This is a genomic window from Methanocorpusculum sp. GPch4, from assembly GCF_012062385.1.
In the GTDB taxonomy this organism is placed as follows: Archaea; Halobacteriota; Methanomicrobia; order Methanomicrobiales; family Methanocorpusculaceae; genus Methanocorpusculum; species Methanocorpusculum parvum.
In genome coordinates this window covers 18,902-41,623 of the sequence record NZ_SIJA01000070.1, presented here as the reverse complement: position 1 = coordinate 41,623, position 22,722 = coordinate 18,902, and the positions used below count along the sequence as shown (strand labels likewise).

Annotated in this window: 22 protein-coding genes and 1 tRNA gene; 9 read left to right on the top strand and 14 right to left on the bottom strand. The window is 50.2% G+C overall.

From position 1 onward, the window contains the following. Window positions 1–23: 23 nt before the first annotated feature. The 3 genes from psmB to EYA77_RS06065 all read right to left on the bottom strand — a co-directional run bounded on the left by psmB (window position 24) and on the right by EYA77_RS06065 (window position 2,791). The gene (gene psmB, locus EYA77_RS06075) at window positions 24–662 is read right to left on the bottom strand and encodes an archaeal proteasome endopeptidase complex subunit beta (RefSeq protein WP_042699259.1); all 639 of its coding nucleotides are present in this window, start codon (window positions 660–662) and stop codon (window positions 24–26) included. Between the two features lie 124 nt (window positions 663–786). Continuing rightward, window positions 787–1,506, bottom strand: coding sequence for an MBL fold metallo-hydrolase (locus tag EYA77_RS06070; RefSeq protein WP_167816196.1), 720 nt, complete (start codon window positions 1,504–1,506; stop codon window positions 787–789). A 1-nt stretch (window position 1,507) separates the two neighbouring features. Further along, window positions 1,508–2,791 carry an ATP-binding protein gene (locus tag EYA77_RS06065; RefSeq protein ID WP_167816195.1) on the bottom strand — a complete coding sequence of 428 codons (1,284 nt, stop codon included), beginning with the start codon at window positions 2,789–2,791 and terminating at the stop codon, window positions 1,508–1,510. Window positions 2,792–2,943: 152 nt separating this feature from the next. Between EYA77_RS06065 and larB the strand changes: the two genes are divergently transcribed. Beyond that, window positions 2,944–3,720, top strand: a complete 777-nt coding sequence (gene larB / locus EYA77_RS06060) for a nickel pincer cofactor biosynthesis protein LarB (protein WP_042699267.1) — start codon at window positions 2,944–2,946, stop codon at window positions 3,718–3,720. Then, window positions 3,717–4,223, top strand: coding sequence for a nicotinamide-nucleotide adenylyltransferase (locus tag EYA77_RS06055; RefSeq protein WP_042699269.1), 507 nt, complete (start codon window positions 3,717–3,719; stop codon window positions 4,221–4,223). The genes larB and EYA77_RS06055 overlap by 4 nt, the downstream gene beginning before the upstream one ends. Window positions 4,224–4,323: 100 nt before the next feature. Here EYA77_RS06055 and EYA77_RS06050 read toward each other — a convergent pair whose 3' ends face one another. Next, window positions 4,324–5,301 carry a DUF1616 domain-containing protein gene (locus EYA77_RS06050; protein ID WP_167816194.1) on the bottom strand — a complete coding sequence of 326 codons (978 nt, stop codon included), beginning with the start codon at window positions 5,299–5,301 and terminating at the stop codon, window positions 4,324–4,326. A 129-nt stretch (window positions 5,302–5,430) separates the two neighbouring features. On the opposite strand from EYA77_RS06050, the gene EYA77_RS06045 reads away from it, so the two are divergent. Further along, window positions 5,431–6,435, top strand: coding sequence for a lipopolysaccharide assembly protein LapB (locus EYA77_RS06045; protein WP_167816193.1), 1,005 nt, complete (start codon window positions 5,431–5,433; stop codon window positions 6,433–6,435). Window positions 6,436–6,654: 219 nt separating this feature from the next. Here EYA77_RS06045 and EYA77_RS06040 read toward each other — a convergent pair whose 3' ends face one another. Beyond that, complete coding sequence (locus EYA77_RS06040) at window positions 6,655–7,878, bottom strand: magnesium transporter (protein WP_081406682.1); 1,224 nt, start codon at window positions 7,876–7,878, stop codon at window positions 6,655–6,657. A 174-nt stretch (window positions 7,879–8,052) separates the two neighbouring features. Here EYA77_RS06040 and EYA77_RS06035 point away from each other — a divergent pair, with 174 nt between their 5' ends. Further along, a complete protein-coding gene (locus tag EYA77_RS06035; protein WP_042699278.1) occupies window positions 8,053–8,862 on the top strand; it encodes an ABC transporter permease in 810 nt (269 codons plus the stop codon). Then, window positions 8,849–9,835 carry an ABC transporter ATP-binding protein gene (locus EYA77_RS06030; protein ID WP_167816192.1) on the top strand — a complete coding sequence of 329 codons (987 nt, stop codon included), beginning with the start codon at window positions 8,849–8,851 and terminating at the stop codon, window positions 9,833–9,835. Before EYA77_RS06035 ends, EYA77_RS06030 begins: the two co-directional genes overlap by 14 nt. A 3-nt stretch (window positions 9,836–9,838) precedes the next feature. On the opposite strand, the gene wtpA is transcribed toward EYA77_RS06030, so the two are convergent. From wtpA to EYA77_RS05990, 8 genes are all read right to left on the bottom strand, one after another. Continuing rightward, window positions 9,839–10,828, bottom strand: a complete 990-nt coding sequence (wtpA, locus tag EYA77_RS06025; RefSeq protein ID WP_167816191.1) for a tungstate ABC transporter substrate-binding protein WtpA — start codon at window positions 10,826–10,828, stop codon at window positions 9,839–9,841. After that, window positions 10,821–11,369 (bottom strand): molybdopterin-dependent oxidoreductase, encoded by a 549-nt coding sequence (locus tag EYA77_RS06020; protein ID WP_042699287.1) that lies wholly within the window; start codon window positions 11,367–11,369, stop codon window positions 10,821–10,823. Before EYA77_RS06020 ends, wtpA begins: the two co-directional genes overlap by 8 nt. Continuing rightward, window positions 11,366–12,208 (bottom strand): argininosuccinate synthase, encoded by an 843-nt coding sequence (locus EYA77_RS06015; RefSeq protein WP_167816190.1) that lies wholly within the window; start codon window positions 12,206–12,208, stop codon window positions 11,366–11,368. The genes EYA77_RS06020 and EYA77_RS06015 overlap by 4 nt, the downstream gene beginning before the upstream one ends. Then, window positions 12,205–13,389, bottom strand: a complete 1,185-nt coding sequence (locus tag EYA77_RS06010; protein WP_167816189.1) for a metallophosphoesterase family protein — start codon at window positions 13,387–13,389, stop codon at window positions 12,205–12,207. The genes EYA77_RS06015 and EYA77_RS06010 overlap by 4 nt, the downstream gene beginning before the upstream one ends. A gap of 1 nt (window position 13,390) precedes the next feature. Next, window positions 13,391–14,161, bottom strand: coding sequence for a hypothetical protein (locus EYA77_RS06005; RefSeq protein WP_042699296.1), 771 nt, complete (start codon window positions 14,159–14,161; stop codon window positions 13,391–13,393). A gap of 235 nt (window positions 14,162–14,396) precedes the next feature. Beyond that, window positions 14,397–15,761: a PFL family protein gene (locus EYA77_RS06000; protein ID WP_042699299.1), complete on the bottom strand. Its 1,365-nt coding sequence runs from the start codon at window positions 15,759–15,761 to the stop codon at window positions 14,397–14,399. Window positions 15,762–15,774: 13 nt separating this feature from the next. Beyond that, window positions 15,775–16,047, bottom strand: coding sequence for an ACT domain-containing protein (locus tag EYA77_RS05995; RefSeq protein ID WP_042699302.1), 273 nt, complete (start codon window positions 16,045–16,047; stop codon window positions 15,775–15,777). A gap of 83 nt (window positions 16,048–16,130) precedes the next feature. After that, window positions 16,131–17,171 carry a radical SAM protein gene (locus EYA77_RS05990; RefSeq protein WP_245241209.1) on the bottom strand — a complete coding sequence of 347 codons (1,041 nt, stop codon included), beginning with the start codon at window positions 17,169–17,171 and terminating at the stop codon, window positions 16,131–16,133. Window positions 17,172–17,417: 246 nt separating this feature from the next. Here EYA77_RS05990 and EYA77_RS05985 point away from each other — a divergent pair, with 246 nt between their 5' ends. The 3 genes from EYA77_RS05985 (at window position 17,418) to EYA77_RS05975 (ending at window position 21,479) form a co-directional block, all read left to right on the top strand. Beyond that, window positions 17,418–18,872 (top strand): aminotransferase class I/II-fold pyridoxal phosphate-dependent enzyme, encoded by a 1,455-nt coding sequence (locus EYA77_RS05985; RefSeq protein ID WP_167816188.1) that lies wholly within the window; start codon window positions 17,418–17,420, stop codon window positions 18,870–18,872. 349 nt (window positions 18,873–19,221) lie between these two features. Then, window positions 19,222–20,532: an aspartate aminotransferase family protein gene (locus EYA77_RS05980; protein ID WP_167816199.1), complete on the top strand. Its 1,311-nt coding sequence runs from the start codon at window positions 19,222–19,224 to the stop codon at window positions 20,530–20,532. Window positions 20,533–20,654: 122 nt separating this feature from the next. After that, entirely contained in the window at window positions 20,655–21,479 is an 825-nt protein-coding gene (locus EYA77_RS05975) for a glycerophosphodiester phosphodiesterase family protein (protein ID WP_167816187.1), read from the top strand. A gap of 315 nt (window positions 21,480–21,794) precedes the next feature. On the opposite strand, the gene EYA77_RS05970 is transcribed toward EYA77_RS05975, so the two are convergent. Beyond that, a tRNA-Ala gene (locus EYA77_RS05970) sits at window positions 21,795–21,866 on the bottom strand. Between the two features lie 144 nt (window positions 21,867–22,010). Here EYA77_RS05970 and EYA77_RS05965 point away from each other — a divergent pair. After that, entirely contained in the window at window positions 22,011–22,679 is a 669-nt protein-coding gene (locus tag EYA77_RS05965) for a cytochrome c biogenesis CcdA family protein (RefSeq protein ID WP_167816186.1), read from the top strand. Window positions 22,680–22,722 lie beyond the last annotated feature (43 nt).

Genomic DNA, 22,722 nt, shown 5'->3' with positions numbered 1-22,722 from the left:
AATTCGTTTCCAAAAAAGTAAGATTATTTTGCCGGGGGCAGATACCCGGCTATTTTATCCTCCGGAAGATACTCGAACTTCTCCGGGGTTATTATCACCACATTGTATCCCTCTCCGGAGGCCGAGTCACGAAGCATTGCCGCACGCAGAGCGCGGACAGCGAGTTCAATAGCTTCATTTTCGGTCATACCGGGTTTGAACCGATCTTCTAATACACCATACGCAGTCAGAGATCCCGAGCCGGTAGAGACAAAGTGCTCCTCAAGCGTTGCCCCACCGGCAGCATCGACGGAGTAGACCGAGGGTCCGCCGGTATCGACGCCGCCGACAAGGAGTTGAACATAGTATGGTGAAAAGCGGTTCTGATTCAGATAATTGGAGAGGATCGTGGCTGCTGCTCCGACACTGATCTCCTGACCTCTGCGGATCTCATAGAGGTTGCATTCAACGTTGATGATTCTGACAAGCTGCTGGGCATCCCCAACCCCACCGGCGATTGTCATACCGATCTTATCAGTGATGGCATGTACTTTCTTTGCTTTCTTGCTGGCGATCAGATTACCCATCGTTGCCCGCCTTTCGGTAGCAAGGATGACGCCGCCATCAAATACAATACCCACTGTGGTGGTTCCCGTTTTAACGTCCTGGTGTTCTTGTGACATGAGAAACCTCAAATTAAGGTACGCTGCAAATTCATAAAACGCTGTTTACATTGAAACAGCTAAAAGCGCTAATACTTAAATGTACGCAAACTATGATAAACTTGCCGACTGGGAACAAAAAAAATTACAGAGCCCAGGTCTGCATGTCGCGGGCGGCATGTTCATAGTCCCAGGGGATCTTATGACTCATATGGACGCACCAGAACTCTTTTGGCGCCAGATCACCGGCAAGTCTTTCGGCATCTTCGATGTTCATATGTTTGGTGATGTTCACTCCCGGCGGGAAAATCCCGTCAAGCAGTAAAAGATCGGCGCCTTTCATCTGTTCGAGAGATTCGGCCGAGAGTTCGGCACGGGTGTCACAGGAGTAGACAAATGTTTTGCCGTCTGCAGTGATCCTAAGTCCGTATGTCGGCGTGTCGTGAACGACCGGAAAGAGCGTAACTTCCATACCGCAGATCTCTGTCGGCTCAAACGGGGTGACCGGGTGTTCTTCATGAGGAATGAAGGAGAAGATACCCCCGCAGTACGCCAGAACCTCGGGCGCACCATACACCGAGATAGGTTCCCGCTGGACCCGGTAAAAATCACCGAATCCCATGAAGTGATCGTAATGACCATGGGTCCAGATGACGGCATCGATCCGCGGAGAGCCGGCTGCCAGCAGTTGGGCACGCATATCCGGGCCTGTGTCGATCAGGAGATGAAAACCCTTATGCTCGATGAGGAGCGAGGTCCGAAGCCGCTGTTTTCCAGCTGCCTTTGCCTCGCAGCATATCGGGCAGTCGCAGCCGATCTTTGGCGTGCCCACAACATCCCCGGTTCCAAGCGCCGTGATCTTCATCTCAGGCACACCCGCTCCGAACCAGATTTCTGCGGTTGACCAGTTCCATTCCCGCATTGACGTCGGCCTCATTGATCTCCTTTCTTCCTGCCAGAAGGGCTGAAACGATCGCTTCGGTGAGCATCATCCTAAGATCTGCACCCGAAAAGCCCTCGGTCCGTGCCGCAAGCGTCGTAAAGTCGATCGTACAGGGAATATCGGAGGCAACATGATTCAGGATCGCTTCCCTCATGCCTGCATCGGGCAGGGTGAAGGTGACGACCTCGTCAAACCGGCGCCAGGCGGCCTCGTCGAGCATGCCTGCGTGATTCGTTGCGCCGATCAGCAGTACCTGATCTTTGATCAGATTTATGTGGTCGATACATTTGAGAAGGGTGTTGACCCCGCGTTTCATCGTGCCGTTGTCATCTGAGATACGGGTCTTTGCGATGTAGTCGAACTCATCGATGAAAAGAATGCACGGGGCAATCTTCTTTGCGAGATCGAAGATCCGGTCAATGTTCTTCGAGGTCTCACCAAGATACTGGGAGGTGATCATCGAAAGACGGACTTCAAGGACCGGCATGTGGACCGACCGCGATAACGCGAGGGCAAATGAGGTTTTTCCGGTTCCCGGCGGACCGACCAGAAGGATCCGGCCAAGTTCATAGATGCGGTGGCTTCTGAGAAAATCCTGATTTTCAAGAGATATCTGAACTTTCCTCACGATGCCGAGCTGATCAGGGGTGCAGACCAGATCAGAAAGGGAGAACTCGATCTCTTCCGGGGCATACGGGACCACAAGATCTGCGGCCTCCTTGAACGACTCGGACTTTTCGGTGATCGCGGCAAGTTTTCCGGTGAGGTAGGCAGCTGTATCTTCAAAGAGCGGGATATTGGCACGGGCTTTTTTATAATTGACATCCAGTTCGCCTGCCGTCTCCAGAGCAAGGGTAAGCGCCGGATTCTGCATAAGTTTTGCCGGACCAACATGCCGGTAGTACCATTTCAGTGCCGGCGTAAAGGCAGTGACCGAAAACTGCCCGAGGTCATTGCATAAGAGATAGGAGTTTTTCTCATCCTGAATAATACGGCGGGCAGCAAGGGTCGGGAGATAGGATTTTAACACGCCTTCTTTTATTACAACCGGGCGGGCGATGACTCCCGGAGATTCGGTGCAGAACATCTGCCGGATCGATACGGGGAGATCGTTGACTTCTAAGGCAGGATTGGTGTTCACCACTTCTGCGGTAAGAACGATCTCGGTCAACTGCAGAAGTCCCGGGTCTATTGATATTGGATCCATGATATTCCATATATATGCGTGTGAAAAAAGTATAAGCCTTCGTGTGATGGACACATCTGAAAAGAAAACCCATACACCGGATTCAGAATAAACGGTATGTATTCAGGATGAGGGCATACTATTTCACCTCAGGCAACCAAACTCATAGAATAATGAATGAGCATCCGCGTGTTTCTGATATCCTCAATCAGGTAAGGGATGGAATACTTGATCCTCAAACTGCAGAAAGCAGGCTCACCGCCATGGCAGTGACCAGGGTCGGCGATGTGGCAAATCTGGATATGGAACGATGCAGCAGGTGCGGGATGCCGGAAGTTGTTCTGGCAGAAGGAAAGGATACCGACTCGCTCGTTAAGATCATGCATAGTTATGTACTGGCTTCAGGGCGGTGTGTAGCTTCACGCATAACGTCAGACCAGGTGAAAGCAGTGTGTCAAAAACTCCCTGACGGCATCACCGCAGAAATCAGGGAACCGGGGGGTATCCTGATACTGTCGGATGGTACCAAACCCATCCCCTCAGGTGGGACCGTCGGCATCATGACCGCCGGAACATCCGATATCCGGGTCGCTGAAGAAGCACGGTCGATCGCGGAGGAGATGGGTGCACGGGTCATCACCTCGTTCGATGTAGGGGTCGCCGGCATCCACCGGCTGATCCCGGCTCTGGAAAAACTTCGGGAGGCCGATGTGTATGTGGTCTGTGCAGGACGGGAAGGAACACTGCCTTCAGTGGTTGCCGGACTGGTAGACAAACCGGTGATCGGCGTTCCGGTAAGTACCGGATACGGGTATATGGGACAAGGGGCGGCCGCTCTCGCCAGCATGCTTCAGTCCTGTGCAGTGATCACCGTGGTAAATATCGATGCAGGATTCACTGCAGGGGCATTCGCAGCCAGGATCGCGGCACTGATCGGTGAAAAGAAATGAAGAGAGGATTGTATGTCGGACGATTTCAGCCGTTCCATAACGGTCACAAAGCAGTGATCGACGGCCTCGCGCAGGAAGTGGATGAGCTGATCATCGGTATCGGCAGTGCAGATATCAGTCACGATATTCGCCATCCGTTTACTGCAGGAGAACGGGTGCTGATGATCACCCGTGCCCTGAACGGTCTTGAAATCCCTGTGTATGTTATCCCTCTTGAGGATGTGAAGAGAAATGCTCTCTGGGTAGCTCATGTCAAGTCGATGGTCCCGCCGTTTGATACGGTGTACACATCCAATCCGCTGGTGATCCAGCTTTTCAAAGAAGCCGGTATCCCGGTGTTGTCCCCGCCGATGTACCTTCGTGAAAGTTTATCTGGAACAGCGGTCAGAAATAAAATGTATCAGGGTGAAGCCTGGGAAGAATACCTGCCCGCGGAAGTTGTCTCGGTGATCAAAGAGATTCATGGAATAGAACGGATGCAGCAGATTACAAAAAGTGATTGAATAATTTTTTACAAGAGTATCGTGCGGTTCGAAGAGTAATACGAATGAGAGCGGTATTAGAGTGGTTGTCACCCCGCAAAGCCCTCATAAAAGATGCGTTTTATTCAGTCACTTTTATCCATAGATGGAGATCACGGTAAGCAGCCGCCATTTTAGCCTCTGCCGACACTCCAATATCAGGTACCGTCTCATTATACAAAAGGAACTCCAGACGGTTGTACCCGGTATCGTAGATCGTAAAATTATACATCTCCAGATACGTCGAGTTATCGGCGACATCTACCGAAAAGCGATCAAGGACCTTCGACGAATGAATGACCGATGAGTTCGTTGCCGAGTCCCACTCAGCATTCAAAAGCAGGGTTTCAACCGTATAGGTCACATCCCGATACTCATGATTTCCGATACCGACCCAGACAAACTGTTCTGAGCCGGCAAAAAACTTCTCAGGATAGTCGTCAGCCATTTTATCCGCTCCCAGGATATAGAACTCAGTAAACTTCTCACCATCCTTTGGAAATGCGATCACATAGACAGTTGTCACTGCCGCCACAACAATTGCCGCGATCAGGATCCAGGAGAGCGCCTTATCCAGCTTTGAACTTTCCTTTGGGAAAAACTCGGATTTAAGAGCAGGTTTTACCTGCTCAAAAGGCACAGCAAACCGCTCCTCTTCAGGAACCGCGGCGCGCCGGTATATGGTGATGATCATCATAACGAGAATGAAGATCACCAGGGAGGTAACGATCGGATCGAGCCGGATCCCAAAGGGAGTATAATTTAACACAAGACCAATCAGCGGGACTACTGCAATCGAAAGACCGACCGAGAGAGCAAACCGTTCGATACCGTCAATCGACTTTTTCTCAGGAAACAATGCAGCGATCAGAACATAGCCCGGGATGAACAGGATCACCGGCACAGAAAATATTACGCGGAGAAATGTTTCGTTGAGGACTGGAACATAGATCATAGCCACAGTAAGCACGAGCCAAACCAGAATCACCGCCAGATCCTTGGGGAAGTTCTTCGGGTCTGCCATACTGGCAAGTGTCGCAGCTAGATCTTTTTCCGGCATATCTGGATGTATTATTCGTGGTAGAGTATTATGAGGCTTGCGGGACGCCTCAAAGGGCGAGATCCCAAGCAGACGCATGTCTTATCTGGTCGTCAGCTATTTCTCGTAGAAATCATAATATCTACTATAATGTCAGACGCTTCGCTGGTTTTGGCCGCCAAAGAAAAAACGGCCCTTCATGAGTATGATGCAGCCGAAAAACTGTATCGTGCCTGTCTTGAGGAGAATCCAACAGATCCGGATGTATGGATACTCCTCGGCGATGTCCTCATAACCCAACAAAAATATTATGAAGCGATTGAAGCATACGGCTCTGCGGTCGATATTGATAGAGATAATCCGCAGTATCTTGCAGCACTCGGTCAAGCCTATGCAGAAATTCATCAGTATGCTGATGCCAAAGATCTTTTTGAGCGAGCAGCAACTATTTCGGATGATTTCCACTATCAGTACAGAGTCGCTGATATGCTTGGCTACATGGGAAAACATGATGAGGCGCTCGTCATCTACTCCCTTCTCGCATCAAAGTATCCCGAAGAAGCCGGCCTCTATAAACGAATGGCAACGGTCCATATCTATCTGAAACATTCAGATGAAGCTGCCGCCAGTACAAAAAAAGAACTTCAGCTCAGAGCTAAAGCTGTTGAAACGTCACCGGGTGCCATTAGCTGGTTCACGTATGCTGACGCTCTTTCACGGAGCGGTCAATGGAATGAGGCAAAAAAAGCATTTGACAAAGCCTTGTCCTATGAAGAGAATGCACAGACCCATTTGAGAATCGGAGACACTTTGATAAAACTCGGCGAGACTGCCGGAGCTTTGGAGGCGTTTGCAAAAGCAGCAGCATTTGATAAACGTGATTTTGCCTTTCTGATGGAGCTTGCAGATCATCTGACGAAGACCGGACTGTATGAAGAGTCGATCCGATACTATACAAAAGCACTTGAACTTCGAAGCGTGCATGCGGATGCATGGGTCGGAATCGCCTATGATCTGCTTAAACTGGATCAGCACGATGAAGCGAAGGCATTTTTTGAGATGGCAAAGGCAACCGCCGCGATCCGTGAACTTCCCTGGGCAGACAAACTGCACAAAAGTGAAAAGACAAATGCTCTGGACACTGCATTTGCATAATAACAACCCAATAATTTCGAACAGCGTGATCCGGCATCGATCCCTCAGATGAATCGGTGAGATGCAGGAAATGCGATCTGCTCATGATCTTTTTTATTATCAAATGCGGTTGGTTCACGGCTCCTTCGAATCAGAGTATCTGAACACTATTCAATAATGTGACATCGTGAGGAGGTTGCATATTTTAGAATACTGACGAACGAAACCTGAACCGGCGTTTTAGACAAACAGGATCAGCATCATAACGATAAGCGCTGTTGCACCGACCAGATCGATCGAACTTGTCACCACAGGGACACCAAAGTTGTCCGGATCATACCCAAGGCGATAGGCGAGTGCTGCGGTAAAGTATCCCAGAAGATTCATCACTGTTATGACGATCATACCGGCGCTCAGAGACAGAAGGAGCATTGGAACAAGACCTGGCGTGGTGATCCCGCAAAGAACCGCGGCATAATGCGAAACGAGCCCCATCAATGGAAGAATCAGCAGGGCATACAGATAATTTTCAACGAAATGTTTCCAAACAAGACCCTGAGGAAAAACCTTGGCATCCACCAGACCCATATGCATCTCAGTACCTATACGCGATGTCAGGATCCCGCCGATCGAACCGCAGCCGTTCATGAAAGGCGAGATCAGAATCAGCACCGCGGCTGCTGCGATCAGGCTTTCAAGTCCGTTCGTGTACAGAACACCGGCAATTATTCCCAGAAGACACAGCGGGATCAAAAGAGGCAGACCTTCACGAAGAACATCCTTCATCGTCTTAGTAGCTCCGTGCATTGAGAATACTGCCCACATAATCAGAGCCAGAACTATGAGACCAAGAACTACTATTCCGATAACAGGCAGCTGCATGACGATAACGGCAGTTACGACCAGAAACGGGAGAGTGACAATATCGCCGAACGTGGTTACGACCGGAGCGCCCACCATATCAAGGTTCCAACTCTTTCTGTAACAGACAACAGAGATGAGTACACCAATCGCTGTGACGATCAAACCAGCAAGTGTTCCGGAGATTATAGAGATGATGATCATCTCAATGATTCCGATCACTTCTGTTCCGGTCAGAAGACAAATGAGTTTCCCAAAGCCGGCAAGAACTGCTGATATGATCACCGTAAGGATGATCGAGGATCGGAGATTGTCTCCCAGCTCCGTATCCCTGCCGAATTTAGCCTCGAACGCACCAAGGTGCATCGATGAGGAGAGGCGGGATGTCAGGATCCCGGCAATGGCTCCGCGCATATTGATCGACGGAGTGACCAGCACCATAAGGCCGGGGATCAGGATGAGGACCTGACTGACCGAACCAAGATAAATCCCCGCAATGAATGAAAGACCGACGCTAAGCAGCAGAGTCCACAGACCGGTGAAAAACTCGTCGTGCCCATGAAGGAAGTAACCCTTCACCTTCCCGGCTATCACCAACTTCATCCGGGTTCACCTCTTCCAAGCACATAATACTGTATTCATTGGTTTTTGCTACGTATGAAGGCTTTGCACCCTTCTCCTCATGCAAAGAATCTGCAGACCATGGTGTGAGGAGCGGAGCACACGCATGATACACACTCTATGTTTTAACATATCCAACAGCCTACAGATAACATAATGGCAAAAAAGCTGCGGATGAATATGTTTCTTTTCTGCTGTGCCCTTCTTGGAGCACTGCCTGTCGGTCTGATCCTTCTTGCCTTACTGAATATAACTCTTGGACAACTTTCGGATCCTGCATTTTTATGGCTGGTCGCGACAGAATCCGAGGTGATCGGGACGATCCTTCTGACCTTTTTTGCCGGGTTTTGTGCCGTCGTCATCCTAATGATCGTCGGAACACCGCTCGCATATCTTCTTGCACGATCTACTACCCGGACCGCAAAGCTGATCGGCACGATCATCGATCTGCCAGTAATGCTGCCACACACTATCGCTGGTATTCTTGTGTACCTTCTTTTCATGCCTAACGGCTGGATCGGAGCGCCGCTCTCGGCAATCGGCATAGCATTTCAGGATGCATTTCCCGGCATCGTAACTGCGATGCTGTTTGTTGCAACACCGTTTTATGTCAATACCGTCCAGGAGGGATTTGCAAAAGTCCCGGTCCATCTGGAAAATGCCGCACGGACATTGGGGGCCTCACCGTTCACCGTTTTTCGCACAGTAACACTGCCGATGACGCTGAGACACATCTCCAGCGGATCAGTTCTTGCCTGGGGACGCGGAATCAGCGAGTTCTCAGCAGTAATAATGATCGCCTATTATCCAATGGTTATCTCAACACTCATCTACAACAGATTTATGACCGGGGGACTGAAGGAAAGTAGCGCAGTCGCATTCACGATGATCGTCTCATGTCTGCTGATCTTCGGCATTCTCCGTTTCGCGGCCGGCCGTATCGGAGGGAAATATGATAGAGTTTGAGGATGTATCGCTTTCTCTCGGCGAGTTTTCCCTCAAGAATTTATCTCTGACGATCGATGACGGAGAGCTATGCGTGATCATGGGTCCATCGGGCGCCGGTAAAACGATAATTCTGGAGCTGATCGCCGGCCTGCATGATCCGGATACGGGTGTTGTCCGGATCAACGGAGTTGATGTGACAAATACACCTCCTGAGAAAAGGGGTATCGGCATAGTCTATCAGGATTATGCGCTCTTCCCCCACATGAGCGTGGAGGAAAACATCTGTTACGGGATGCAAAGGAAAAAAGTTCCGCCAGGGGAACAGAAAAGCGTGTGTCAGGATCTTGCCAAAACATTCGGCATCAGTCATCTGCTGAAGAGAAGACCGCTGACTCTTTCGGGAGGCGAAGCACAGAGGGTGGCACTCAGCCGGGCGCTTGCGGTGAAACCGTCCATCCTCCTCCTTGATGAACCCTATGCCGCGCTGGATAATGAAACACGCCGCGAATGTGTCGCCGATATGAAGAAACTGCATAGCGAGGGATTGACGATCATACTGGTTACCCACTCGCTTGAAGAGGCAAAGTCTCTCGGGACACGGATCACTGTAGTGAGGGGAGGGGAAGTGGTACAGACAGGAACTGCTGATGAGGTGCTTGCATATCCAAACGACGAGACCACTGCAAGATTCCTCGGATTCGAAAACATCGCTGACGCGAAATTATTCGGTCTTGAAGGGAGGGTCTGTATACGAAGCGAGGATCTGATTCTTCATCAGAAAGAATCCAAAAACAGTTTGCCAGGAGTTATTCTCTCGACCGAAACCCGGGGGGCGCTTCGAACATGCCTTGTGGACACGGGCAGTGTGATTTTGACCGTAACTTCTGGAAAACGCGAGGGAGAGTATTCGGCTGGTTCACATGTCTTTGTGGAGATCCCGCCAGGGGCAGTTCATCAGATCGGTTTGGAAAACGCAACAAAAAATAGGTAAAATCTAGAGAGGGGCAGGATATCCTGTCCCGCCTTCTGCAAAAGCATCAAGCATAAACGTCAGGAATTTTTCCGCCTCCTCACGCTCCGGTGCATCGTATGGAATTGTAGCGGCATATACGACCGGGAGGCCGGTCCGTTTATTTCCAATTGTGGCAAACCTCTGGAAGCCAAGATAGACGACTGCATCATCATACACTGAAGCATACGCTTCATCACCCAGATTCACCTCAGGTTGAAGTTCCACATATCGCAGACCCTGGCCGATCGCCACACTTTTGTAATCAAACGCATAGTCGATCCCTCCCGACTCAAGAAGACTCATAAGAAACATACTCGCATCCCTGATCAACACCTTGCTGCCGCCCTCAGGCCGCAGAAGGACCGGAAGTTCAAGTGTCATGTCCCCGTCAGTCTTATTGATGATCAGATCCGGATTAAAACTCTCTCCTATCACCGAACCGAATAGACCTGGAACATCCAGCTGCTCTTCGGCAAGCATCATTACAAGAAGCGCCCGGTATCCTGCGGCATCAAGAGTCGGATTAGAGAATCCGACCTTCACATCCTCCCTTGAGAGTATCGAATGCCAGTTCTCGGTGGTTATCTCATCAGCATAGGCACTAGCATTGGTGAATGCAAGAACCATTTCATTACGCGCAAAGGGTGTGTACCAGTCAGTATAGTTCACTCCGTTTGGCCCTTCGCGATACATCATATCAGGAATCAATGACTCATCAGCCACGACGATCAGATCGATCGGCCGATGAAGATCAGTTACCTGACGGATCGCCTGAATACTGCCGTGACCTTCGATCTGTATATCTATATCCGGATGAATGGCCTCATATTCCTGCTCGATTTCAGCAAGCGGAAGAAGGAGGCTGCCTGCAGGGACCACCTTCACCACGGTGTGTTCATCTGAAATACAACCGGAACCGGCCGTAAACAGAATGATCAGAAATCCAATTGCCAGATAACCGCGTTTATCCATGGATCTCGATCCGGTCAACCCATTTCACCCAAAGGCTCCCTTCTGTAATTACATCCGGTTCGGCCGTCATAGTCGCCACACGCAGCGGACCGCCGTCATCATACGGATACGGGGCGCCGTCAGCGGCATACATCAAAATCGGCGTCATGGTTGCCGGATTTTTCATCTCCTTCAGGTTTGCATCCAGACAGAGGAGATCCTCACCCAGCAGCTGTTCATAGGAGAACACCCAAAGATAACCGTCAGCTGCGGATACATGCACAGTCTGTCCTTCATGAACGCCTCCGACCTGATTCAGCAGTTCGATCAGCGGCACGCCGGTTATGTTATAGGGTCCGTATTTTATCCCGACTGTGGAAACAGCATATCCGTTTCCGTTTACTGAGGGTAGGGAAGCGATCTCTGAAACCGTCATCACCTTTTCGTTACCGTCCGCACCAACAAGCGTCAGCGGCCAGTCAATTTCTGCATAAGGATCACTGATGCATCCTGCCGCACATATGCATGCAAAGATCACAAGGATCAAAAGAAGGTTTCTCATGAACGCCTCCGGAGAAGGACTCCGCCAAACATTCCGGCTATAACTGAGCCAAAGAAAAGCGGAGAGGATGCAGCCTTAGTTGGAACTGGAGTCTGAGTCGTCATAGACTTCGCCAGAACCCCGGTCTCACCAGTATAGCCTCCTTCGTAGACCCGAATCTCACTGACCCATTTGACTGTCAGACCGCTGGTTGAGGGATAAAGACCTTCATAGAAATATACCGACTTTTCCGGCAAAGTCTCACGCATATCATTGTTGCCGAAGACATGAAGACCCTCAGGATTCACGGAGTCATCAGCAAGGAAGACGAGCCGCATTCCCAGAAAATAACCTTCTTTTCCAGGATAGCCTACACCCTGACGCTCACCGACGCCGGAAACATCCTCACCCACATACCAGCAGACGGTGGCCGGACCCTGGCGTGCCGGAGGTTCATAGATCGTTGAGTAACCATATTCAACATGGTAACCATCAACAGCGACGATCATAACATCATCATTCCCGGTCATACCGCCGATGAGATCACAGAGATCCTTAACAGCAGTACCCTTCACCGCCCCCCGATCCTTGAAGTTCCCGGTTTCATTCACATCCCAGCGTCCCTCCAGCTCGTCAGTAAATACCGGACCCTGATGATAATAATGTGTGGAACCGTCGCCCTGAACAGGGAGATTGGCTTCCATCCACTGGTAATCAATGGTTTTTTCCTCAAGAACGGTACCGTTCTCTGCGATGCGAAGCAGATGCAGCTCAGTTGTCGCACCTGAAGGACCTGCTGCGGCAGCTGACACGAGACAGAAGACGGCAAGCAGGGTTAGTAGAATTATTCTGAGTTTCATGGATTTCTCCTGATAATAAAAATAGATACACATAGAAGTGCAAGAAGGGCACTTAGGCCGATAGGGGAGGAGACTTGAGCTGCAGTGCCAAACCGATCACCGATAGTGCCTTCGGGAAAGATCTTAGTTAAGGCACTGTTGTCTTCTGACGCTTCAGCGACCTTGAAAAAGGTCGAAGTGAACTCCGACCCTGAGACATCGACACGAACAAAGCCAAGCGTGTGGTAGATCGCTGCGATCTGCTCTTCAGCCGGTTGAGTGACCGGCGGATACAAAGGTGCCCCCCCAGCACCATTTGTCACATAAGTGACACCGCCGGAAACGTAGCGTTCATATGCATGCATATGGGCAGAGTATGTCGCAGCAACCTCTCCGGTTTCAAAAATTTTCTGCCAGATCGGGATCTGGGCAAGGGTCAGCCCGGTACGTTTTTGATCTGTTGTGTAAAATGGATGATGGAAAAAGGCAATCTTTGCCCCTGTATCTGCAGTTTCTTCAGAGAGCCAGACAGTCTGATCCTCAAACCTGGTCTGAGTCCATCCGTTCGTGTTTAACACAAGAAATCGCAGAGATCCGGTCGAGAACGCATACCAGTCTGGCATACCGAAGATCTCGTCATAGAGGGAGGAATGATCGTGGTTTCCCTGAACCGGAATGATAATCGTATTTGCATACAGATCGTGTCCAGCAGAAAAAAACTGATCCCACTCCTCAGGATCGTTTGCTTCGCCGGAGAAGTCTCCTAGGTGAACAACAAAAAGCGGGTGTTCTTTTTCGATAGCTAAAGCAACGACACCGTGACGTTCGATCTGTGTAAACGGCGGCTCGCTTCGCGTATCTCCGGAGACCACAAAGGTGTAATTCTCAGCACCAAATGTCCGAAAAGAGTAGGCTTCTGACCAGGAACCATTTACAAGAATCCTGTAGGAATAGGCGGTATCCGGGGTCAGATCTTGGATACAGATGTGATGATATGCTGCCGGATCCGAGGAGAAGAGCGAGGTAATTTCTCCCGAGGTGATCGCGACACCGCCTGATGCGTTTTCATACAAACAGTAATGAATCGTTACTGTCTCCTCATCCAGCGAAGTGATGTACGGACCCCAGCGGGGAAGTTCCGCAGCGGAAACCGCAGGAACCAATAGGAGGAGAAGCAGGATGAGGATGCCAAACCGTTTCATTTTATAATTTCCTGAAGAGAAGCACTGCACCAAAGACGCCAAGAATACAGATCAGCAAACTAAAGGACGGGGAAGGAACTGAAGTCGTCTCCGGCTGACCCTTTGCCTGTACGGAAGAAACAATTGAGATGGTCTCGATGTTCTGAACTGAAAGACCTGTGGTCGTCGGATACTTGCCTGAGTAATAATACCAGTCCTGCTCATCCATTGTTGCTTTTTCATCGGCAACGCCGAAGACATGATATCCCCATGGATTCAGACTGGTGTCTCCGGTGAACATCAGACGTATCCCGGTGTAATACTCAGGAACATACCCATCCTCTTTGCTGTACCATGAGAGAAAAACAGTGCCCATCGCAGGTTCGGGATGATAGATGTACTTCTGCGGAAAGGTCTTTTTAAGTCCGTCGGCGGCGATAAAGGTGATCTTATCCCCCTCGGCCGCTCCGCCGACAAGTTCACAGAGATCTTTGACAGCAGTTCCTTTGAGTGCACCCATATCTTTTGTCTCAACGTTCACCGACTCGGTCGGATCCCAGAGATCACCTTCGAAAACCGGGCCCTGTAAATAATAATGCGTGATACCGTCACCGACAACCGGGAGATGGGCCTCCATCCACTGGTAATCTACTGTAGTTGTGTTAAGAAGAATACCTTCTGCGGTGTATTTTTCGATCGTGACCTCCGTTGTCGCAGCACTGGCAGCACCGAAAAACAGACCGATCATCAAGACCAAAATAAGGACCTTGCCTAAGTTGTACAATAAATTCATTTAACTTTCCTCCAAAAATCCAAACCACGGGGAATGAACACAGATGATTTTCATATCCATTGACAAATGAACAATGAGATTAATTGGTATACATATATTTTGGATATGTTAATTAGTTAATGTTTCCTTTTTTTGATTATGGAAAAATGAGAGGCAAACCAAATATGATAACATCGGAGGATATTACGGGGTAAGCACATTCGAATCAGCTGCTGCCCAAAAAAAGAGAGGCCCCTCAGTTTTTGAAACTGTGGATAGGCGCAGGGATCCTGCCGCCGCGATTGATGAAGTCCGCACAGGAGAATTTGTTCACCGGCTGGACGGGCGCATAACCGAGGAGACCGCCGAACTCGACGACGTCGCCGACATCCTTCCCGATCACGGGGATAAGACGTACGGCCGTTGTCTTCTGATTGATCATACCTATCGCCGCTTCATCTGCGATGATCCCGGCGATCGTCGTTGCGGGCGTGTTTCCGGGAATGGCGATCATATCGAGACCGACCGAGCAGACCGAGGTCATAGCCTCGAGTTTTTCGATCGTGAGAGCTCCCCTGTTCACGGCATCGATCATCCCCTGATCTTCGCTGACCGGGATAAATGCGCCGGAAAGGCCCCCGACAAAGGAACTGGCCATCACTCCGCCTTTTTTGACCTGATCGTTCAGGAGAGCGAGGGCAGCCGTCGTTCCCGGCGCGCCGACAGACTCAAGACCCATCTCTTCTAAGATCTCAGCCACACTGTCGCCAACCGACGGAGTAGGCGCAAGGGAGAGGTCGACGATCCCAAACGGGATCCCCAGTCTTTCCGATGCCTCGAGAGCCACCAGCTGCCCCATTCGGGTTACTTTGAACGCGGTCTTTTTCACCGTTTCACACAGCACCTCAAAGTTCTTTCCGCGAACCGCTTCCAGTGCGTGCTTTACAACTCCGGGTCCGCTGACTCCGACATTGATGACCGCATCTCCTTCGGTCACGCCGTGGAAAGCCCCGGCCATGAACGGATTGTCATCAGGAGCATTGCAGAAGATAACGAGCTTGGCACACCCGAGTGAGTTCTGATCCTTTGTTGCCTCGGCCGTTTTCAGGACGATCTCACCCATAAGCTTGACCGCATCCATATTGATCCCGGTCTTTGTGGATCCAATGTTGACAGAACTGCAGATCCGCTCAGTAGCTGCCATCGCCTGAGGTATAGACAAAATGAGATCACGCTCGGCTTTGGTCATCCCTTTGGATACCAGCGCCGAGTAGCCGCCAAGGAAGTTGACGCCGACTTCTTTTGCAGCCCTGTCGAGAGTCTGAGCGATCGTGACGAAATCTTCGGGTGAATGACATGCCTGTCCACCGACAAGAGCGATCGGGGTAACAGAGATCCGTTTGTTGACGATCGGGATCCCGTACTCGAGTTCGATCTCTTTGCCAACCCTGACAAGATCCTTTGCCGTACGGCATATTTTTTCATAGATTCTGGTGTTGAGCCGGTCCAGATCAGTATCACAGCAGTCGAGAAGGCTGATACCAAGCGTGATCGTTCGAACATCGAGCATCTCCTGCTCGATCATTTTATTGGTTTCGTTGACTTCGAGAATATTGATCATGCGTGCCTCTTACTTAGATACGGTGCATTTTTTCGAAGATCTCTTCACGCTGGCATTTGATGTGGACACCGATCTCCTGACCGATCTGTTCAAGATCGCGGGCCATGTCGCCAAAAGGCACGCTCGCGTTTCCGGTATCAACGATCATCATCATATTGAAGTATCCCTGAACGATCGTCTGGGATATATCCTCGACATTGATCTGATTATTCGACAAATATGTACACACTTTTGCGATGATGCCGACGGCATCTTTTCCAACGACGGTGATGATGGTTTTGTTCATGCTTTTCTCCTTATGTGTTATCCAAAAAGGTACTTAGTTATTCTATGCGAATCGACAAATAGCTTTGTTTGTTGCCGGAGTAATCAGCACCAGGAGGCAAAAGTAGTCTGACGCGTGCGGCTCAGAGATAGGTAAGGCATTGCCCGTTTCATGATGACGCCGCATTCACGAAGGGTTTCAGGCTCTCTGACGTTGTGAAGTTCCCGGATTTTCAGAATGTTTCCGGCTGATACCGGACCTATGCCCGGTACGCGAAGAAGTTCGGCATATCCTGCGGCTGCCGGGTCGACTGCCGGGAGATCTTTTGCGAGAAGGATCTTCGGATCAGTGTTCGTAAGCATGCCGTTTTCATCAAAAGCGAGGGAAGCTTCAGCCCTTTCATATCCATAGAGCCGAAGAAGGGCATCGACCTGATACCATCTGTTTGCACGCCAGAGAGGAGTATTTTCATGGTTTTCCAGCGGTGTTCCGGTGACAGCATAGAATGCTGAGTAGTAGACCCTTGCAGGATCATATTTTTCATAACTTGTCATGACCGTCTGAAAGATGTCAGCATCCGATTCGCCGGCTGCTCCGACCACAAACTGGGTAGAGTGTTTTTTGGGCATGATCTCGGCAAGCCATTTATGCCGGGTGAGAAGGTCGGATGTATAGTTTTTTACACTGGCAAGTTCGGAGAGGTATGACGAGTTTGGCGCTTCGAGATTGATACTGAGACGGGTGGCATACTTTGCCATTTCAACTATGTCGGTCCGGCTGGATCCCGGCAGAACTTTGAGATGGAGGTATCCGTTGTATCCCGAAGTCCGAAGGATCTTTGCCGTCTCGGTGAGTTTTTCCATGCCAAGGTCGACATCTCCGCGGGGGATCCCGGTACTCAGGAGAAGGCCGCCGGCTTTTCCCTGACGATGAAGTTCCAGGAAACCGTGAGCGAGTTCTTCAGGCGTGAAGGAAATGCCGGTTTTTTTCGTGCAGATCTGACAGTAAGCGCAGTCAAAGGAGCAGGTTCCTTCGAGAAGGATCCTCATCGGGGTGCATTGATGGATTTTTCCTTCGTTTCGTCCCGTCTGGTCAAAAAATTGCGAGCTGGTTGCCCGCTGGATCTTTTGCATTAGTTCCGACATTCCATGTAATTATCAGCACGGGGAGTTATAAACCCCTGACCGCGCGGTGCGATAATGCCCCGGAAAGCTGAAAAAACAGGGATCTCATTGAGAGAGATGGGTTACGAAAAATAATAAATTCAGGATCCGGGCTGACTTGGAGACGAGGATTTCGATGCAAAATGCCAATTCATTCGACCCGCATTACATGCCATCCCAAAAATATAATTCCGCAGCAGGTGCACGTTCTATTCACAAGGGAATATCATGAGTACACTATCGATCATATCATTTTTGACTGAACATGCAGACAAAAAAACCGTCTCCTTCCATATGCCGGGACACAAAGGCTCCGCTGTCTACAGGCGGTTTGGTTATGGTGACTTCCTCAAAAAGATGATGGACTGTGACATCACCGAGATTCCAGGTGCCGACAACCTCTTCCAGACCGAGGGTATCCTCAAAGCAGCTCAGGAAAAATATGCCAGACTTTACGGCGTACAACGCTCCTATCTCCTCATCAACGGTACAAGCTGCGGTGTCATTGCCGCAGTCATGGCCTCCGTTCCCAAAGGCAAAAAACTCGTCATGGCACGCAATTCACATAAAGCGATCTTCAACGCTCTCGTTCTTGCCGATATCCAGCCTGTTTATGCCTATCCCGAGATCATCAGTGAATACGGCATATCCGGCGGGATCACAGCTGATGAGATCGAACGGTGTCTGGATGAAAATCCCGACGCCGAGGCAGTTATTCTCCCGTCCCCCAACTATTACGGGATCTGCTCCGACATCCGGGCGATCGCCGAGGTCGTTCACAAAAAGGGTAAGACCCTCATTGTCGATCAGGCGCACGGGGCACATCTCAGATTTTTCCGCAAAGCCGAATTCACCGACATGCCCGAATCCGCCGAGGAGCAGGGAGCCGACATCGTCGTAAACTCCATCCACAAGACCCTCGCCTCCTTCACGCAAAGCGCTGTGCTCAATCTCAATTCAGACCGGGTCGATCATTACGTTCTGGAGGACAAACTCCAGATGCTGGAATCCACCAGCCCTTCCTATCTCCTCATGGGTTCACTCGACATAAACGCTCACCTCCTCGAAGAACACGGAAAAACGCTCATGACCGAGTGGTATGAAAACCTCATGTATTTCTATAAAGAGGCGGACACTATCAAAGGTCTCCGGATCATCGGCAGTCCGCTGAATACTGACGCAGGTATCAGTATGGACATCACAAAGATCAATCTCGACATGAGCACTGCCGGCATTGACGGCTCACGTCTCGAAGAACTCCTGATGGAACGCGGGATCTTTGCAGAACTCACCACCGGTCCGATCCTCATGTGCATGACAGGGATCGGCAACACCCTCGAAGACGTCAAGCGGCTCATCGAAGCTCTGAAAGATATCAGCGCATGCTGCAGTGCTGTACCGGCCCCCTCGCCGGAAAAATCTTCCGTCCCTGCAATCCTCAAAGAAAAACTTCAACTGTTCCCTGTACCGCAGGACAAAGAACGCATTCCATTGACTAAAGGGGCAGGCAGGATCTGCGCATCCTCCATCATTCCATATCCGCCGGGTATCCCTTTCATCTGTCCGGGAGAACAGCTCACCGACGAAGTGATCAGTTATATCAAACAGCTGAGGGACGCAGGGGAGAAGGTCATCGGCATCAACGATCGGGGTGAGATCACCGTCGCAAGACAGCGGACCTGAGGTTTGCGGGCAGGATCATATTATCATCAGTATGCGCGTGGATGCCCCTCAATTTTTTACCATACATCCCCGGGTCGAACAGACCAAAAACTATTCAACCCCCCCTGTGTCAAGAATAGAAAATCCGGGCATGCAGGGGGTTTTTTGAACTCTGTAAATTCCGTCCGAAAGTCCATAAATCAGGCCATAATCAATTCTTTTACGAGGGACACCTTTAAGCCTAGGGGGGGGCAACTAAGTTTAGTAATCTCAGAGCCGCCCGGTGTGCGGGGCTAGATTTCCTGTACATTCATACTATCCAAAACTAGGAGTGTGGTCTATGGGTCTTGAAAACACAAATGACGTCTTGATGGAAACAACCGTATTCGAAGAGTTCGAAAGTAACGTGCGGTCGTATTGTCGGAAGTATCCGGTTATTTTTTCAAAAGCCAAAGGCTCTTTACTGATCGATCAGAACGGAATCGAGTATATCGATTTCCTTTGCGGAGCAGGCAGCTGTAATTATGGTCATAATAATGACTATATCAAGGAGAAAGTAATCGAATACCTGCAGAGCGACGGATTAGTCCATGGGCTGGATATGTATTCCATCGCCAAGGGTGAGTTCATCCAGTTTATGCAGAAGAATATTCTGCAGCCGCGGGGTCTCAATTATAAGGTCCTGTTTCCGGGACCAACCGGGACCAACGCCGTTGAAGCTGCATTAAAGATCGCCCGAAAGGCGAAAGGCAGATCCAATGTACTGGCATTGATGGGCGGATTCCATGGGATGACACTTGGAGCTCTGGCGCTGACAACAGAAAGATCTGCACGGGAAGCCTGCGGTGTGGCTCTTGGAAATGTGACGCATGTCCCCCATCCGACGATGATGAAGAATCTGGACACGATTGAGTATATCGATATGATCCTGAGTGATGATCACAGCGGGGTCGATAAACCGGCGGCTATCATTCTCGAGTCAGTTCAGGGAGAAGGCGGGATCAATATCGTCTCTGATCAGTGGCTCAGAGACATACGCGCCTTGTGCGATAAACACGACATGCTCCTGATCCTGGATGAGATCCAGACAGGATGCGGCAGAACAGGAGCGTTCTTCTCGTTCGAACGCGGAGGTATCGTCCCCGATATCGTGGTCATGGCAAAATCCCTTGGCGGTATCGGCATGCCGTGCTCGATTGCTCTGGTAAAGCCGGAGTATGATGTTCTTGCACCGGGTGAGCACAACGGAACATTCAGAGGCTTCCAGCTTTCATTCGTCGCAGGAAAGGCAGCCCTCGAGTTCATGCTCAGGGAACATGTCATCGAAGAGACCGTACGTAAAGGCAAGATCGTTCAGGATTATCTGGCGGCAAATCTGCCGCTTATCGACCCGGATCTGAACTTCCGCGGCCTTGGACTGATGTGGGGTATCGACTGCGGCGCATATCCCGCAGGAACGGCTCAGCAGATCAGACATCTGTGCTTTGAGAACCGCCTGATCATCGAGCTCTCCGGCAGGGAAGACTCGGTTGTCAAACTGATGCCGGCATTAACGACCGATGATGCCACACTGATACAGGGTCTTGAGATCGTCCGCAACGCTGTGACGCAGGTTATCACAGCGGCAGTTGCTTCTCAGGCTACTGGTGAAGAACCGGATAACAATAAATCGTTTGCCTGAATAATTCAGGCATTTTTTTTCTTCATGGATCTTACCCGTGAAATGGAACGCCGAATCACAGATACGACATATCAGCCGGGAAGTAGGCAGAACATGATCGAATTTTTGCCACCTGTCAGGCTATGAACAGTCTATATATTCTTCTCCTCCTTCTCACTCCGGTTGGTCTGTATCTGGTTTTACTCTATCCCGGGAAATCAAGAAAAGAGCGGCTGATCCCATTTCAGACATCTTACATTGCGCACAGAGGGGTGTATGACAATGCGGCGGCGGCACCCGAAAACTCCTTGTCCGCGTTTAAAAAAGCGGTCGATGCAGGCTATGGGATCGAACTCGATGTTCAGCTGACCCGCGATAAAGAAGTGGTCGTCTTTCATGATTTCGATCTGAAACGGGCGTGCGGCGCCGATGTAAAAACTGCGGACAGCAGTTTGGAACTGCTTCAGACCCATCGGCTGTTTTTGTCAGAGGAACGGATCCCTTCGTTTGAGAAAGCTCTCGGTCAGATTCGCGGACAGGTCCCGGTGATCGTTGAGCTGAAATCCGATTCCGTGTCGGATTATCATGACTTGTGCGAGAAGACAGCAGGATGCCTTGATTCCTATGAGGGAGTATTTTGTATCGAATCATTTAATCCGATGATCGTTCAGTGGTTCAGACGGAATCGCCCGGAATTTCTGCGGGGCAACTTAAGTACGAACTTCTTCAAGGAAGCTGCTCCCTTATCCTGGAGTAAAAAGTTCATTCTGACCAACTGTCTGACGAATTTTTTCACCCGGCCTGATTTCTTAGCATATGATATCCGGTATAGAAACCAGCTGTCCAACCAGATCTGCGCGCGGCTCTATCATATTTGCAGTGTGGGCTGGACGGTGAAAAATGAGGAGGAGTTGGAGATAGCAGGATCTTTTTTTGATGTAGTCATCTTTGATTCCTTTCTGCCGTGAAGATCTTGTTCATCCGTGTTGTCAAATCCCATTTTGCTATAACCGAACTGGCTCTTCGAGACCTGTGATACCGCCCTTACGAAAGCATCGCCGGTCATCATCAGAAGGCTTGCTTTCAAATGCAGGGCGATGACGAAGGCTGCCAGAACACAACCCAGCAGACAGAAGATGCACCGAAATACATAGCCTGCGATAATGAGTTCTTTGACGACCGGCATCGAGAGATCGGTAAATACGCCGAATACGAATAATAGTTTCCAAAAAGCAAAATAAATACAACAGTGACACAAACGGAAATTATCTGAAAAAACGGGATGGACCGGGCGGAAATTGAACCCGCGGCCTCGTCCATGCCAAGGACGCGATCTACCACTGATCTACCGGCCCGCTAACACACTATATGTGCCTTAACCAATAGGACAGTTGGCAATAAAAAGATGTTGTTTTCTCCTTCGAAAAAATCCCGTCAATCCCTCTTGCGAATCATCGAAACCATAATTCATCACGAGGCACCTCATACATAAGATAAACATGACCGCGGTATTCGATCCTTCCCTCACTGGCATCCTGATCTTCGGCCTCCTTGCAGGGATATGTCCATGCAACAGTGTCATCTGCCTGGGTCTTATCGGCTACCTTACCAGCGGTAAAACCACCCTCGCCCTTCCAGCAATACTCAGACTCGTCACCGCCTTCTGTATGGGAACAGTTCTGACCCTTCTCCCTCTCGGCCTTCTCGCCGGACTTTTCGGCACGTATATCCTCCTCATCAACAGTACGGTCGCCTGGATTCTTGGCGGCATCCTCATGATCGCGATGGGACTCCAGCTCCTTCATCTATACAAACCGCCCATTCGGCGCATTTTCAACCGGTTCCGTCTCCCAAATGCTTATACCCTCATCGGGGCATTCCTTCTCGGCCTTTCGTTTGGAGCAATAACTGTCGGCCGGGGCGCACCCATGCTCCTCATCGTTCTCACCTACATCGCCCTCTACCAGACCCCCCTCCAAGGTCTTCTCACCATCTTCATCTATGCAGTAGGTCTGAGTATCCCTCTGTTCATTCTCAGTTCGGTCGGCGGCTCTCTTGGTCAAAAGATCCGCAAGATCACCAAACTCAGCGGAAACACCCTCGACATCATCATCGGGATCGGGATAATCCTGATCGGCATCTACTTCATTCTCACGGCATTCCTCTAAAAACCGCACACCTGAACAGACTCTTATATATCTTCGACGGAAA

What these genes read in the sequence shown, in the direction of transcription:
- EYA77_RS06040 (WP_081406682.1), bottom strand. Translation starts at nt 7,878, where the DNA reads ATGAAGTTGGTGATAGCCGGGAAGGTGAAGGGTTACTTCCTTCATGGG.
- larB (WP_042699267.1), top strand. Translation starts at nt 2,944, where the DNA reads ATGAATGAGCATCCGCGTGTTTCTGATATCCTCAATCAGGTAAGGGAT.
- EYA77_RS06030 (WP_167816192.1), top strand. Translation starts at nt 8,849, where the DNA reads ATGATAGAGTTTGAGGATGTATCGCTTTCTCTCGGCGAGTTTTCCCTC.
- EYA77_RS06055 (WP_042699269.1), top strand. Translation starts at nt 3,717, where the DNA reads ATGAAGAGAGGATTGTATGTCGGACGATTTCAGCCGTTCCATAACGGT.
- EYA77_RS05985 (WP_167816188.1), top strand. Translation starts at nt 17,418, where the DNA reads ATGAGTACACTATCGATCATATCATTTTTGACTGAACATGCAGACAAA.
- EYA77_RS05990 (WP_245241209.1), bottom strand. Translation starts at nt 17,171, where the DNA reads ATGTCGGAACTAATGCAAAAGATCCAGCGGGCAACCAGCTCGCAATTT.
- EYA77_RS05980 (WP_167816199.1), top strand. Translation starts at nt 19,222, where the DNA reads ATGGAAACAACCGTATTCGAAGAGTTCGAAAGTAACGTGCGGTCGTAT.
- EYA77_RS06070 (WP_167816196.1), bottom strand. Translation starts at nt 1,506, where the DNA reads ATGAAGATCACGGCGCTTGGAACCGGGGATGTTGTGGGCACGCCAAAG.
- EYA77_RS06010 (WP_167816189.1), bottom strand. Translation starts at nt 13,389, where the DNA reads ATGAAACGGTTTGGCATCCTCATCCTGCTTCTCCTCCTATTGGTTCCT.
- psmB (WP_042699259.1), bottom strand. Translation starts at nt 662, where the DNA reads ATGTCACAAGAACACCAGGACGTTAAAACGGGAACCACCACAGTGGGT.
- wtpA (WP_167816191.1), bottom strand. Translation starts at nt 10,828, where the DNA reads ATGGATAAACGCGGTTATCTGGCAATTGGATTTCTGATCATTCTGTTT.
- EYA77_RS05995 (WP_042699302.1), bottom strand. Translation starts at nt 16,047, where the DNA reads ATGAACAAAACCATCATCACCGTCGTTGGAAAAGATGCCGTCGGCATC.
- EYA77_RS06045 (WP_167816193.1), top strand. Translation starts at nt 5,431, where the DNA reads ATGTCAGACGCTTCGCTGGTTTTGGCCGCCAAAGAAAAAACGGCCCTT.
- EYA77_RS06050 (WP_167816194.1), bottom strand. Translation starts at nt 5,301, where the DNA reads ATGCCGGAAAAAGATCTAGCTGCGACACTTGCCAGTATGGCAGACCCG.
- EYA77_RS06020 (WP_042699287.1), bottom strand. Translation starts at nt 11,369, where the DNA reads ATGAGAAACCTTCTTTTGATCCTTGTGATCTTTGCATGCATATGTGCG.
- EYA77_RS06065 (WP_167816195.1), bottom strand. Translation starts at nt 2,791, where the DNA reads ATGGATCCAATATCAATAGACCCGGGACTTCTGCAGTTGACCGAGATC.
- EYA77_RS05965 (WP_167816186.1), top strand. Translation starts at nt 22,011, where the DNA reads ATGACCGCGGTATTCGATCCTTCCCTCACTGGCATCCTGATCTTCGGC.
- EYA77_RS05975 (WP_167816187.1), top strand. Translation starts at nt 20,655, where the DNA reads ATGAACAGTCTATATATTCTTCTCCTCCTTCTCACTCCGGTTGGTCTG.
- EYA77_RS06035 (WP_042699278.1), top strand. Translation starts at nt 8,053, where the DNA reads ATGGCAAAAAAGCTGCGGATGAATATGTTTCTTTTCTGCTGTGCCCTT.
- EYA77_RS06015 (WP_167816190.1), bottom strand. Translation starts at nt 12,208, where the DNA reads ATGAAACTCAGAATAATTCTACTAACCCTGCTTGCCGTCTTCTGTCTC.
- EYA77_RS06005 (WP_042699296.1), bottom strand. Translation starts at nt 14,161, where the DNA reads ATGAATTTATTGTACAACTTAGGCAAGGTCCTTATTTTGGTCTTGATG.
- EYA77_RS06000 (WP_042699299.1), bottom strand. Translation starts at nt 15,761, where the DNA reads ATGATCAATATTCTCGAAGTCAACGAAACCAATAAAATGATCGAGCAG.